This window comes from Martelella limonii (genome assembly GCF_013344475.1).
Classification (GTDB): domain Bacteria; phylum Pseudomonadota; class Alphaproteobacteria; order Rhizobiales; family Rhizobiaceae; genus Martelella; species Martelella limonii.
In genome coordinates this window covers 142,159-155,217 of sequence record NZ_JABUOU010000007.1, presented here as the reverse complement: position 1 = coordinate 155,217, position 13,059 = coordinate 142,159, and the positions used below count along the sequence as shown (strand labels likewise).

Below are 13,059 nucleotides of genomic sequence, written 5' to 3'. Positions count from 1 at the left end.
CCGGATGGAAAAGCTCTCCGACTTCATTCTGCGCGAGAACAGATCCGTGTTCGACGAAATGGTCACGCACCGTTTCGTCGAGGACATCAAGGCCGATACTCTGCCGAAGGCTGCGTTCGAACGCTATCTTGTATTCGAGGGCGCCTTTGTCGAGACGGCGATCTCGATCTTTGCCTATGCATTGGCAAGGGCCGAGACCATGGCTGACCGGCGCTTTCTGATCGGCGTGCTCGATGCCCTCGCAAACCACCAGATCACCTATTTCGAGCGGACATTTGCCGCTCGCGGTATTGATGCGGCGGACTTCGACGTGAACGTTCCGGCCGTTGCGCGGTTTCGCGAGGGCATGCTCGCAATCGCGCGCGACGGTGGTTTCATAGACACCGTCGCGGCGATGTTTGCCGCCGAATGGATGTATTGGACGTGGTCGAAGGACGCGGCGCAGCAGAGCATTTCCGATCCGCTTCTGGCGGAATGGGTGGGGCTTCACACCGATGACGCCTTTGCCGCCCAGGCCACATGGCTGAAGGTTCGGCTCGACGAGGCGGGCGAAACGCTCAGTGAAGGCCAGAGGGCGCATCTCAGCGCCGTCTTCGGCAAGGCGATGCGGCTCGAGATCGACTTCCACACTGCCGCCTATCAACAGGAACCGGCGGCATGACGTCGCCTCAGGTCAGTGCAGACCGTCTCCTTGCGCGCCTCGACGCCTTCGCCGCGATCGGTGCCACGCCTGGCGGCGGGGTGAACAGGCAGGCCTTGACACGCCGCGATCGTGAAGCCCGCGCGTTTTTGACGGCGCTTTCCAAAGCGCGCGGCTTTTCCGTCTTTCAGGACGATATGGCCAACCTGTTCATCCGCATGGAGGGTCGCGATCCGAGCCTGCCGCCCTTGCTGATCGGCTCGCATCTCGACAGCCAGCCTGCGGGCGGCCGTTTCGATGGCGCGCTTGGCACACTGACCGCCTTCGAGGTTCTGGAAAGCCTCGCGGATGCCGGTGTCGTGCCGCAGAGGCCGGTCGAAGTGGTCGTCTGGACCAACGAGGAAGGCTGCCGTTTCGCACCGGGCTGCATGGGATCGCGTGCCTTCGTCGAGGGCAGCATCCCGGACGGATGGGAAGCGCTGCGCGCGGTCGATGACGGCGCTCTGTTCGATGACGAGCGCCTTGCAACGATTGCGGCGCTTGCGCCTGATGTCGGTCATCGCGCGCTCGGATGTCCGGTCGCCGCCTATCTCGAGCTCCATATCGAGCAGGGCCCCTCGCTTGAGCGCGAAGAGATCCCCGTGGGCATTGTCACCGGCGTGCAGGGGACCCGCTGGCTGGAGGTTCTCTTCGAAGGGCAGACGGCGCATGCCGGCACCACGGCGCTTCAATACCGGCGCGATCCACTGAAGGCGCTCACGGCGGCGCTTGCGGAACTTTATGCAACGATCATGCCCGAAAACGCCGAGGCCCGCTTCACGGTCGGACGGATTGCCGTGACGCCGGGCAGCGTCAATGCGATTCCGGCGACGGCCGGCTGCTCGATCGACCTTCGCCACCCGCAAGCCGATGTTCTCGACCGGCTTGAAGCGCGCATCCGCAAACGGCTGGCGGAAGCGGCCGAAGCGGAAGTCGTGACCGTTGCCATCAGCAAGACCGTCGACATGGCGCCCGTCACCTTTGCCGATGACGTCGTCTCCGCATTGCAGATTGCCGCGCAGAAGGGCGGTTTCAGGACCAGAGCCATGATCTCCGGCGCCTTTCACGATGCGTTGTTTCTCGCAGGCCATGCGCCATCTGCCATGATCTTCGTTCCCTGCCGCGACGGCCTGAGCCACAACGAGGCTGAGTTCGTCAGGCCGGAAGACAGCATCGCAGGCGCCCGCATGTTCCTGACGTCGGTGCTGGAATTGCTTAGCCGGTTGTGACCTTCATGAGGTACTTCAAGTTTTGCGGGCTCTGATGTCCATGAGAGCAAGCATCATGGGTGGATATGGTGCCTGGCCTGGGTCGGCCTTGCGTTCATCGCCGCATAACAATGGTCTGCAATCTCCGCCCTTGTCGTCAGCCAGAGAGATGGGTCCGCGAAGCAATGGGCTGCGATGTCGTTGATCGCCCAGGCGGCGGCAGGCCGGCCGAAGCAATGGCCGTGGGCGAAGATGTCGAGAATGATCGTTTCCGGGGGCTGCGACTTGATGCCGTTAAGGGCTTCCACGAAGAGATCCACGAACTGACCCGGCGTCCGCCCGAAGCGCATGGCATGGGGCAGGTCATTGAATTCGACCGACATCGGGATCGCGAGGATTTCGCCCTCGGCGAACCGCTGCAGATAAGGCCGGTCGGCATCGAGCGCGTCGCCATGCCAGCGATATCCGGCCCGCATCAGCCTTCGTTGAGCCGAAGGACCTGAAGTGACACGCGGACTGACCCAGCCCGACGGGCGCGCGCCGGTCGCCGCCGTGATCGCCGCGGTGCTGCGCTCGATCGATGCGCGATCGTCCTCCGCGCTCAGCATGGGAGACAGCATGTCCTGCGACAGCCCGTGACCGACGATATCGTGACCCGCCCGCGCGGCCCGCGACAGGGCTTCGGGTTGACGCTCGGCGACCAGTCCCGAGGCCAGAATGCTCGCCCGCACCCCGTTTCGCTCGAGGATATCGAGCAATCGCCGACTTCCGGACGCCGCATTGTAGCGACCGTAGGAATCGGCGTTGGGATCAAAGAGACCGCCCGGCAGCACATTGCCCATCGGCCCGACGCCGGAGGTCCTGCCGTCGCGCCATATCTCCCATGCCACGTTGAACACGACCGCGATCCTCCGTCCCTTGGGCCAAAGCAGATCGGCGGGAAGCGCGATCGTCTCGTATCTGTCTTCGGTATCGGTCATGGCGGATGTTCCTGGCGTGTTGCGCCTCAAGGTTTAACCGCCGCCCGCATATGCGGGAACTTCAATCCTTGCACGGCGACATGCACCGCATGCAGAATGGTAGGGTGAACTTCGTGCATGCGGCACTGCCGATTATGCATTTCGTGCAGTCCGTCTCCCTCGTGTAGTGTTCTGATAGTTTCCCGGCACGGGACCGGCGAGATCAAGGGAGGAAGACATGATCAAGACCATTACACGACGGGCCTTATGCGTCACCGTGGCTGCTGCGGCTCTGGCTGCGGCAACCATCATGCCTGTCGGCATTGCCCACGCGGCGGAATTCAACCTGAAGCTCGCCTGGCTGACCGCCGACAGTCCAACGGACCCATATGCCATCACGGCGCATGCCTTCAAGGACGCGATCGAGACCGCCATGCCGGGCCGTGTCGAGGTATCGCTGTTTCCCAACCGGCAGCTCGGGGACGACAAGGAGATCCTCGAAGGGCTGCAATTCGGCACGATCGACATGGGCATCATCACAAATGCGGTGGTCGCCAATCTGGAGCCGACCTATCAGCTCCTCGATCTGCCCTTCCTCTTTGGCAACGCCGAACAGGCGCACACGGTGCTCGACGGATCGGTGGGCCAGCAGCTGGCTGAGAACCTGGGCAAGCACGGGATCGTGTCTCTCGGGGCGGCCGAAGGCGGATTTCGCAACATGATCAACAACACCAGGCCAGTGCGAACGCCCGCAGATGTCGAAGGCGTCAAGTACCGCACAATGCAGAACCCCGTCTTCATCGAGATGTTTTCGGCGCTCGGCGGAAGCCCCGTGCCGATGGCCTGGGGCGAGGTTTTCACCGCCATGCAGCAGGGCACCATTGACGGGCTCGAGATCCCGACTTCGGTCGTCAATTCCAACAATTATGCCGATGTCACCAAATACCTGAGCTTCACGCGCCATACCTATTCGGCAATCCAGCTGCTGATGGCCGAGCGCACCTTCAACAAGCTGCCTGAGGATGTGCAGCAGGCGGTGATCGCGGCGGGAAAATCCGCCATCGAGACCGAACGCGCCGCCGTCTCTGCGGCTGAAGACCAGGTGGTCGCGGCGTTGAAGGAAAAGGGCATGGAGATCAACGAAATCGACGATGTCACAGCGTTTCGCGAGAAAGTCGGCCCGGTCTACAAGCAGTTTGAACCGACGATCGGCCCGGACCTCCTGAACGGCGCGCTGCAAGCCGTCGGCAATTGAGCCCCATGCGCCGCCTTGCCGCCCTCATCGAGACCACGAGCCGCGTTACCGCGCGGCTCGTCGCCACGCTTTGCGTCGGGATCATCTACGTGATGCTCGCCCTGCTGGTGACGCAGGTTCTGATGCGCTACTTCCTCGGAAAGCCGCCCAGCTGGACCGAGGAGGCGGCCATCATCCTCTTCACGTGGCTGGTGCTGCTTTATGCGACCGTCGGCCTGCGTGAAGGTTTTCATGTGGCAATCGAGACCATACCGGCGCACCGCCCGCGTCTCAGGCTCTGGTCGGATCGGCTGGTGGCAGCCCTCGCTCTGTTCTTCGGGTGGATAACGCTGACGGCGGGTATCGCCTATGTCATCCGCACCGGAGGCCAGAGGACCGCCGCGCTGCAATTGCCGATCGAGGTGCTTTATCTCGCGGTACCGGTCTGCGGTGCCCTGTTCATGCTGCACGCGGCCGCCCGTCTCATAGCCCCTGGACAGGCCCCGGCACAGACGCCGGACACGGCGATCGGTGTGGGCGGCTCGCGGGGCGGGGACGCCGGGGAGATTATCGAATGAGCCTGACGATCCTTTCGCTCGCCATCGGTCTGCCCGCCATGCTGCTGATGCGCGTGCCGCTCGCGCTTGCCATCGGGCTTGCAACCATCGCCGCGCTGTGGACGGCCGATATCGACCTGATGATCTTCGCCCAGCGCATGGTCTCCGGTACACAATCGTTCAGTCTTCTGGCCATTCCCTTTTTCATCCTCGCTGGCGATCTGATGACGGCGGGCGGTATTTCGCGCCGGCTCGTTGGCTTTGCCGATGTGCTGGTGCGCCACCGCACCGGCGGTCTCGGCATGGTCGCCGTGTTGGCCGCCGCCTTCTTTGCAGCACTCTCAGGTTCGGCCCCGGCGACAACCGCGGCCATCGGCGCGATCATGATCCCCGAAATGGAAAAGCGCGGCTATTCCCGCGCCTTTGCAACCGCGCTTGCCGTTGCCGGCGGGATCATCGGCCCGATGCTGCCGCCCTCCATTCCCATGGTGGTCTGGGGTGTGATGTCGGAGACCTCGATCAGCGACCTGTTTCTCGCCGGCATCGTGCCCGGCCTACTGCTGGCGATCGGCCTGATGGCGGTCTGCTGGTGGCATGCGCGCCGTAACGGCATCACGCCCGAGCCAAAGGCCAGCCGCACGGAAATCTGGCGCGCCTTCAACGATGCGAAATGGGCGCTGTGCGGTCCAATCGTCGTGCTCGGCGGCATCTATGGCGGCATCGTCACGCCGACGGAAGCGGCGATCGTCGCCAGCGTTTTTGCCCTGATCCTGGGCATCGGCGTCTACCGCGAACTGTCAATCTCGCGCATCGGTGCGGTTACCCGCGGCTCTCTCAAGACGATGACCATTGTGATGTTCATCATCGCGCTTGCGAACGGCTTCGGCTGGATCATGGCGTTCGAGGAGATCCCGGGGCGGTTGACGGAAAGCCTCGCCCCTCTTTCGGGCATGCCGGTGCTCTATGTGCTGATGCTCAATCTATCGCTTCTCGTGATCGGTTGCGTCATGGACAATCTCGCGGCGATGATCGTGCTGGCGTCCTTCCTCGTTCCCATCGGCAAGCAACTGGGCATGGATCCGGTCCAGTTCGGCGCAATGGTTTCGATCAACTTCACCATCGGCATGGCCACGCCGCCCTTCGGCTATACCCTGTTCGTGGGGGCCGCGATCAGCGGATTGCGGATCGGGCAGATCGCGCGGCCGCTGATGCCCATGCTGGCGGTGATGATCGCCGTGCTGTTGCTGGTCGCCTTCGTGCCGCCGGTGACGCTCGCCATCTCCGGTCTGCTGCAATGAGGACAAGGTGATGGTGAACCTGCGCAATTTCGATCTCAATCTGCTGGTGATCTTCCGCGCGATCATGAGCCGGGGCTCGATTGCAGGCGCCGCGGACGAGGTTGGCCTCTCGCCCTCGGCCGTGAGCCATGCGCTCGGGCGGCTGCGCGTGATGCTCAATGACGAGCTGTTCTTCCGCACGGCCGACGGCGTCGAGCCGACCAAACGCGCTGTCGACCTCAATGCCGACATCGAGCGCGGCCTCGGCTTCATCTCGACCGCGATCTCGCAGCAGCATCTGTTCGTGCCCGCCGATGCCGAGCGGGTGTTCACGATCCAGGTGGCGGATTATGTCTCCGGATTCCTTCTGCCGCGGCTGGTGCGCCGTCTCCAGGCCGAGGCGCCGCGTGTCTCGATCGATATCCTGCCATTTTCGATCTCGCAGGAGGGCGTCTGGGACCGGGTCGACATGCAGGTGCGCCTGACGCCCGGCCGCCTGCAGCCGCAAACGGTGCGAAGCCAGCGTCTTCTCGCGGAAGAGGTGGTGGTTCTGATGCGCCCCGATCATCCCCGCGCCGGCGCGCCGATGACGGCGGAGCTCTACGCCGAGCTCCCCCACGTCAAGCTGTCGCAATCGGCAACCGGCACCACGGTCATCGAGGACGCGCTGTTGGCGCGCGGCCTGCGGCGGCATCTGCCGATGACGGTCGCGAGCTGGTTCGACATCCCCGATATCGTCGCCAATTCCGATCTTATCGCGATCGCGCCCCGCCGCCTGCTTTCGCTCGACCCACGGCTCGAACATCTCATATCGGCGCCGCTTCCGCTCGAGGAAGTCGTGTTCTCCTTCGATCTGTGCTGGGACCTCCGGACCGAACGCGAACCCGGCCAGAAATGGCTGCGCAGCGTCATCGCCGACATATTCAAGACGGTCGGTGAACCCTAGGCTATGAAAGCCCTTGCCTACGTCGACCGAGCAATTCCCAAGGTCCTCCGCGGCTTCGTTGTCTGTCCTTCCCCTCGTTCCGACAGGTCCAGGCGCATGGAACCTCTGGGAGTGGACGGATGAGGTTCATCTGAAACGATCGAGCCAGCCGAGGGTGTCCTCGGTCTTGACATTGGGCTTGTACTCCGCGCCGAGCGGCGCCGAATAGGCGCTGTCTTCGATCACCTTGAAGATATGGTCATAGGCGACTTCGCCATGGTCCGGAGTGCCCCGGTCGGGGACGGAGGCAAACTGAACGTGTCCGATATGCGGAAGCAGTTTCAGAAAGCGGTTGGTCAGGTCGCCCTCCAGAAGCTGGATGTGATAGCAGTCGAACATCAGCTTGAGGTTTCCGGCCCCCACCTCCTCGATGATCGAGAGCGCAAGCGCTGTGCCCGACAGGAAATAGCCCGGCGCGTCATAGGCGTTGAGCGGCTCGATCAGGATCGTTCTGTCCGGCGCCCTTTTGCAGGCATAGGCGAGATTGGAAACGAAGGTCCGATGCGCCTCCGCCCCGCTTGCAAACCCCGCCATGACATGGATGGCGCCCGCATCGATCGCGCCGGCATAGTCGGCGGCCTCATCGATCGCGGCTCTTGCGTCGGCCTCGCGTCCGGGAAGGGCCGACAGTCCGTTTTCGCCGGCCTTGCCGCGCCGGGTGTTGAGGCCAAGCATTTTCAGGCCGGTTTCATCGAGGGCGGATCTGACGTCCTCGGCCGGAACATCGTAGGGCCAGTGACATTCCACGGCATCGAAGCCGGCGGTCTTCGCGCAGCGGATCGCTTCCGGCAAGGGGCGGTCGTTCCACAGAAAGCCGAGATTGGCGGAAAACTTCATTTCTCCCACTCCACCTCGAACCTGTCGACGATCGACGCGATCTGGTTCTCGCTCAGCATGCGCGGCTGAAAACCGCGCATCATGATTGCCAGCCGCGCGGTGTCCTCAAGCTCTTCGATGGCGTTGCAGGCGGCCTCGACATCCTTGCCGGCGACGACCGGGCCATGATTGGCCAGCATCACCGCCGTGCGCTTGCCCGCAAGCCCGCGAATGGCCTCGCCTATGGCGCTATCGCCCGGAAGGAAGAACGGCAGCAGCTTGACCTTGCCGAGTTTCATGATGGCGTAGGGTGTGAGCGGCGGCAGGAAATTATCCTCGTTCGCGTCGGGCATCAGCGACCAGGCGACGGAATGACAGCTGTGGAGGTGGACCACGGCGCCCGCCGATTTCCGGGTTTCGTAAAAGGCGCTGTGGAGCGGCATTTCCTTGGTCGGCTTATCGCCGTCGATCAGCCTGCCCTTGTCGTCGAAGCGCGACAGCCGCGCCGGATCCAGCCGGCCGAACGAGTGACCCGTCGGGCTTACCAGCAGCCCGCCATCATCGGTGCGGGCCGAAATATTCCCCGTCGAGCCGCCCGTCAGTCCGCGATCGAACATCGACTTCGCCAGCATGCATATCTGTTCTCTGAGAACGGCTTCCGCGCTCATGGTTGCTCCAGTTCTGCAAGCGCCTCGGTAAAGAAGCCCTCCGCACCAAAATTTCCGGATTTCAGGGTGATCGCGATCGGATGCTCGCCGGCGCTAGAAAAGCACCAGGGCACGCCCGGCGCAATTTCGGCGCCGACATCGAGCTGTTTCACGCCGAGCGCCCTGGTCACCGCGCCGGATGTCTCGCCGCCTGCGATCACGAAACGCCTTGCGCCCATGTCGCGGGCGGCGACGGCCAGTTCAGCCAAGGCATCCTCAACAATCTGCCCGGATCTGGCCGGGCCGAGCCGTTCCTGGGCAAGCCGCACGGATTGCGGGTCTGCGGTTGCGTAGATCAGCGGTGCGCGATCGAGGTCCTGCGCGGCGAGCCAGTCGCGCGCGCCTTTGACGCCTTCATCGGCCAGAACCAGCGGATCGAGGCGGTAATGAGGTACGCCCCTTGCGATATAGGCCGCCACCTGACCGTTGGTCGCTGCCGAGCAACTGCCGGAAAGCACGATCGCTCCGGCGGGCAGGGGCGTTTTCTCTGTCCTGTGGGCCTCGTCCGCCAGCACGCCATCGGCGAGATAGAGGCCGGGCAAGGGCATCGCCACCGCGCTGCCGCCTGTCAGAAGCGGCATGTCACGGCATGCATTGGCGATCACATGCAGATCGTCGTTGGCAACGGCGTCTACCACGACATGCGAAACGCCCTTCAGGCGCAGGGTTTCGAGCTCAGCCCGGACCGCATACGCGCCCCTGGCGACGGTCAGCCTGTCGACAAGGCCGACCGGCTTCGTGACCTGCGGTTCAAGCAGCCGCATCAGGTTGGAATCGCGCATCGGCGTCAGCGGATGGTCCCGCATCGAGCTTTCCGCCAGCGGCTGACGGCCGACGAACAGATTGCCCATGAAGATGGAACGGCCATTTTCGGGAAAGGCGGGGCAATAAATGGTCTGCTCAACCCCGATTGCTGCCATCAAGGCTTCGGCGACAGGGCCGATATTGCCCTTGGGCGTCGAATCGAAGGTCGAACAATATTTCCAGAAGAAACGGGTCGCGCCGGCCTCCCGCAGCCATTGCAAGGCGGCAAGGGCATCCTCCACCGCTTCCAAGACGGGCGCGGTGCGCGATTTCAGCGCGATCACCTCGCAGGGGGCTGTTGAGGCGGGCGCTGCGTCTGGCACGCCGATGCGCAGCGACACTGGAACGCCGCTTCTCGCCAGAAGGCCTGCGAGATCGGTCGCGCCGGTGAAGTCATCGGCGATGCAGCCAAGGATCGTTGCCATGATGTCAGGCCTCCCCTGGCAGGGTGAGCCCTGCATTGCGGGCATAGACCTTGGCGACCGCGGCATCGTCCTCTGATCCGAGGCCCATGCCGGCTGCGGCCAGAAACTGCTGGAGGGCCGCCGCGGTGATCGGCGCGCTGAACTTCGCCTCGCGGGCAATGTCGAGCACGATGCCGAGATCCTTCGGCCAGATGTTGACGGAGCTGAGAGGCGTATAGTCGCCCTTCACCACATGCGGCGCGCGATTTTCCAGCATCCAGCTCGTGCCGGCGCATTTGGAAATGACCGCGACAAAATTCTCCGGCGATACGCCCTGCGTCATGCCGAAGGTCAGCGCCTCGGCCATCGCGGCAATATGGACGCCTGCAAGAAGCTGGTTCACGGCCTTCATCGCCGATCCGGCTCCCGCTTCATTGCCCAGTTCGAAAACGGTCTCGGCGGTGGCATCGAGCGCCGGCCGTGCGGCCGCAAAGGCCTCCGGCGTGCCGGACGCCATGATTGAAAGGCGGCCTTCGGCGGCCTTGGCGGCCCCTCCGGAAATCGGCGCGTCGAGATAGTGGATCTCGTATTTCTCACAGGCCGCTTCCATCTGCCGCGCAAAGGCGGGCGGGACGGTCGCGCAGGCGATGACCACCGAGCCTGGTGTCATCAGGGGCACCACGCCGGTATCGCCGAAAAGGACCTCTTCCGTTTGCGCCGCATTCAGGACAACAACCATGACGATCGATGCGCGCCTGGCTTCGCTCGCCATATCGCCCGTCGCGCCGCCATCCGCCCGGAAGCGCGCGACCGCGTCCGGATTGACATCGAAGCCGGCAACGGAGAGCCCGCTGCGCAACAGCGATCTTGCCATTCCGTAGCCCATAGATCCCAGCCCGAACAGAATTGCGTGACCAGCTTCGTTGTTGTGTTCGGTCATGACCGACTCCGTTTTTTGACTATCCATGGCACAGGTTCGGCGCTTGCAAAACAGATATTGTCGCCGCGGCCATCTGGAAAAGGTGAGGCTTCAGCTTGCGGCCACACATCCTGCGCGTGCGCCGCGCTTCCTTTTTCATCACGCCGAGGTTCACTTGCACGGCTGATGGCGCAATCGGCAGGGTCGCTTCGTGGCCTTGTTTCGAGGCGGCGCGGATGTTGCGAATCTGCCGTTTGATATGCTCGAAGAAATAGCTACGATAAAAGGCGCCTTTTGCAGGGGAGGAGGGAGCCTGACTTGAACCGTAGCTCTATGTCTGATTCCGGACTTTATCCCATGCCGGGAGACGAGGGGGAGCGCCTTGAAGCTTTGCGCCAGTTCCAGATCATGGATACGCCCCCGGAAGAGAACTTCGATCGATTGACGCGCCTTGCGGCCCTGCTTTTCGATGTCCCGATCGTTCTCATCTCGATTGTCGGCAGGGACAGGCAGTTCTTCAAATCGCGCGTCGGGCTCGATGTTTGCGAGACAAGCCGCGATGTTTCGTTTTGTGCGCACGCCCTCATCCAGGACGAAGTCCTGTTCATACCCGATGCGCTGAATGATCCGCGCTTTGCGACAAATCCACTGGTTCTAGGGCATCCCTTCATTCGTTTCTATGCGGGGAAACCTCTCGTTACACGGACCGGACACAAGCTTGGAACGACCTGCCTGATCGACAACAAGCCCAGGGGTTCCTTTTCGGACGCCGATCGCAAGCTTCTGGCCGATGTTGCGGAGCTGGTCATGGATCGCTTCGAGTTGCGGCGGCTTGAGTTCATGCGATCGGTCAGCCATCGGCGCTTCGAGAGCGTTGCGCGAAGCGCACCCGATGCCATCATCTTCACGGACAGCGAAGGGAGGGTCACCTTCTGGAACAAGGCCGCCGAGACCATTTTCGGATATCGGGAAGCAGAGATCCTGCATCGCTCGTGCGAGATGCTGGTGCCCGACAGCTGGCTCACGATATTCGAAGCGGAAATGGAAAGGCTGAGGTCTGGCGCTCCGCTTGAGCTTGCCGACCGGATTGTGGAGTTGCCTGGCCTGAGAAAGGATGGATCCGAATTCCCCTCGGAGTTCTCGCTGTCAACATGGTACGAAGGCGATGAGGTTTGTGCCGGCGCGATTGTCCGGGATATCAGCGAGCGACGTCACAATGAAGAACGTCTTTTCCGGCTTGCCTCCCTTGACCCGTTGACGGATCTGCCGAACCGCGGTGCCTGGCGGGAGTGCCTGAAGAAAGAAATGGCGAGCCTCAAGCCCCTGACCGTCCTGTTGATGGATCTTGACGGCTTCAAGGAGGTCAACGATACGCACGGGCATTCTGCGGGGGATGCCGTGCTCAAGGATGTGGCTCGTCGTCTCCAGCGCGTCTGCCCCGATGCGCTGATGATTGCCCGTTTGGGCGGCGATGAGTTTGTTGCCCTGCTGGAGGGAAATGACGAACGTGCAGCGCTCCTCAAGGCGCTGGAAATTGTAAGAACCGTATCGGAGCATTACGAATTTGCCGGGTTGCGTGCCGAGATCGGCATCAGCGTCGGCATAGCGCTTGCCCCTCAACATAGCCGGCGGCCCGAAGAATTGCTCGGCGCAGCCGATCTTGCACTCTATCGCGCGAAAAAGAATGGCAAGGGCCGCGCCGAAATGTTTGTGCCAGCACTGCGCGAGGTCGCGGTCGCGCGACGCAGCTTCGAAAATGAGCTGGAGCGGGCGTTTCTGGAAAATGAGTTCGTGCTCTTCTTTCAACCGCAGTTCGGATTGGAAACCATGCAGTTGACGGGGGCCGAGGCGCTGTTGCGGTGGAACCATCCGCAGCGTGGCCTGTTGTCGCCTGCGTCCTTTATCGATGTCCTCAGCACCAAGCCGTCATCGGCGGAGACGGGCGAGTGGATATTGCGCAGCGCGCTGAGGCAGGCTGCGGCATGGCGAAAGCTGGTGCCGCATTTCCGCGTAGGCGTCAATCTCTTCGAAAGCCAGTTCAGAACCGGGAAGCTTGTCACGGTTGTCGAGAAAGCACTTGCGCAATATGCCCTGAATGCCAACGCTCTCGAACTTGAAATCGTCGAGAACACGCGCCTTCACGATGATTTCGCAACGCTCCAGATGCTGAAGGATCTGCGCAACCTTGGCGTGGAGCTCGCCTTTGACGATTATGGCACCGGCTTCGCGTCGCTCAGCCTCCTCAAGAAATTTCCGGTGAGCCGGCTGAAGATTGACCGCACATTCATCCGCGACATCGACACGGATCCCGAAGACGAAGCGATCGTCCGTGTCATCCTCGAGCTCGGCAAGGCGTTCGGAATGAAGGTCATTGCTGAAGGTGTCGAGACCGAAGCCCAGATGGACCTCCTCCGGAAATTCAACTGTCCTGAAGTCCAGGGCTACCTGTTCGGCCGGCCAATGCCCGCTGCCGATTTCGAAGCAGCCTATATCGTAAAAGGCTGAAGAAG

Annotated in this window: 12 protein-coding genes; 7 read left to right on the top strand and 5 right to left on the bottom strand. The window is 62.6% G+C overall.

The features are described 5' to 3' along the window. The first annotated feature begins 4 nt into the window (after nt 1-4). Both HPQ62_RS15150 and HPQ62_RS15145 read left to right on the top strand, forming a co-directional pair. Nucleotides 5-661, top strand: a complete 657-nt coding sequence (locus tag HPQ62_RS15150; RefSeq protein WP_174803406.1) for a TenA family protein — start codon at nt 5-7, stop codon at nt 659-661. Beyond that, on the top strand, nt 658-1,908 hold the full coding sequence (locus tag HPQ62_RS15145; RefSeq protein WP_174803405.1) for a Zn-dependent hydrolase: 1,251 nt from the start codon (nt 658-660) through the stop codon (nt 1,906-1,908). Before HPQ62_RS15150 ends, HPQ62_RS15145 begins: the two co-directional genes overlap by 4 nt. A gap of 53 nt (nt 1,909-1,961) precedes the next feature. Here HPQ62_RS15145 and HPQ62_RS15140 read toward each other — a convergent pair whose 3' ends face one another. Further along, nucleotides 1,962-2,867, bottom strand: a complete 906-nt coding sequence (locus HPQ62_RS15140; protein ID WP_174803404.1) for a polysaccharide deacetylase family protein — start codon at nt 2,865-2,867, stop codon at nt 1,962-1,964. 217 nt (nt 2,868-3,084) lie between these two features. On the opposite strand from HPQ62_RS15140, the gene HPQ62_RS15135 reads away from it, so the two are divergent. From HPQ62_RS15135 to HPQ62_RS15120, 4 genes are read left to right on the top strand one after another with little or no spacing between them, the layout of a single operon-like run. Further along, nucleotides 3,085-4,101, top strand: a complete 1,017-nt coding sequence (locus tag HPQ62_RS15135) for a TRAP transporter substrate-binding protein (protein ID WP_206678089.1) — start codon at nt 3,085-3,087, stop codon at nt 4,099-4,101. Between the two features lie 5 nt (nt 4,102-4,106). Continuing rightward, nucleotides 4,107-4,658 (top strand): TRAP transporter small permease, encoded by a 552-nt coding sequence (locus HPQ62_RS15130; RefSeq protein WP_174803403.1) that lies wholly within the window; start codon nt 4,107-4,109, stop codon nt 4,656-4,658. Then, nucleotides 4,655-5,935, top strand: a complete 1,281-nt coding sequence (locus HPQ62_RS15125; protein WP_174803402.1) for a TRAP transporter large permease — start codon at nt 4,655-4,657, stop codon at nt 5,933-5,935. Before HPQ62_RS15130 ends, HPQ62_RS15125 begins: the two co-directional genes overlap by 4 nt. A gap of 10 nt (nt 5,936-5,945) precedes the next feature. Continuing rightward, a complete protein-coding gene (locus HPQ62_RS15120) occupies nt 5,946-6,860 on the top strand; it encodes a LysR family transcriptional regulator (protein WP_174803401.1) in 915 nt (304 codons plus the stop codon). 126 nt (nt 6,861-6,986) lie between these two features. On the opposite strand, the gene HPQ62_RS15115 is transcribed toward HPQ62_RS15120, so the two are convergent. From HPQ62_RS15115 to ltnD, 4 genes are read right to left on the bottom strand one after another with little or no spacing between them, the layout of a single operon-like run. Then, nucleotides 6,987-7,736: a hydroxypyruvate isomerase family protein gene (locus HPQ62_RS15115; RefSeq protein ID WP_174803400.1), complete on the bottom strand. Its 750-nt coding sequence runs from the start codon at nt 7,734-7,736 to the stop codon at nt 6,987-6,989. Continuing rightward, the gene (gene otnC / locus HPQ62_RS15110) at nt 7,733-8,383 is read right to left on the bottom strand and encodes a 3-oxo-tetronate 4-phosphate decarboxylase (RefSeq protein ID WP_174803399.1); all 651 of its coding nucleotides are present in this window, start codon (nt 8,381-8,383) and stop codon (nt 7,733-7,735) included. Before otnC ends, HPQ62_RS15115 begins: the two co-directional genes overlap by 4 nt. Then, nucleotides 8,380-9,651: a 3-oxo-tetronate kinase gene (gene otnK, locus HPQ62_RS15105; protein ID WP_174803398.1), complete on the bottom strand. Its 1,272-nt coding sequence runs from the start codon at nt 9,649-9,651 to the stop codon at nt 8,380-8,382. Before otnK ends, otnC begins: the two co-directional genes overlap by 4 nt. A gap of 4 nt (nt 9,652-9,655) precedes the next feature. Continuing rightward, the gene (gene ltnD / locus HPQ62_RS15100; RefSeq protein ID WP_174803397.1) at nt 9,656-10,570 is read right to left on the bottom strand and encodes an L-threonate dehydrogenase; all 915 of its coding nucleotides are present in this window, start codon (nt 10,568-10,570) and stop codon (nt 9,656-9,658) included. Nucleotides 10,571-10,867: 297 nt separating this feature from the next. Here ltnD and HPQ62_RS15095 point away from each other — a divergent pair, with 297 nt between their 5' ends. After that, nucleotides 10,868-13,054: a putative bifunctional diguanylate cyclase/phosphodiesterase gene (locus tag HPQ62_RS15095; RefSeq protein WP_206678088.1), complete on the top strand. Its 2,187-nt coding sequence runs from the start codon at nt 10,868-10,870 to the stop codon at nt 13,052-13,054. The last annotated feature ends 5 nt before the right edge of the window (nt 13,055-13,059 follow it).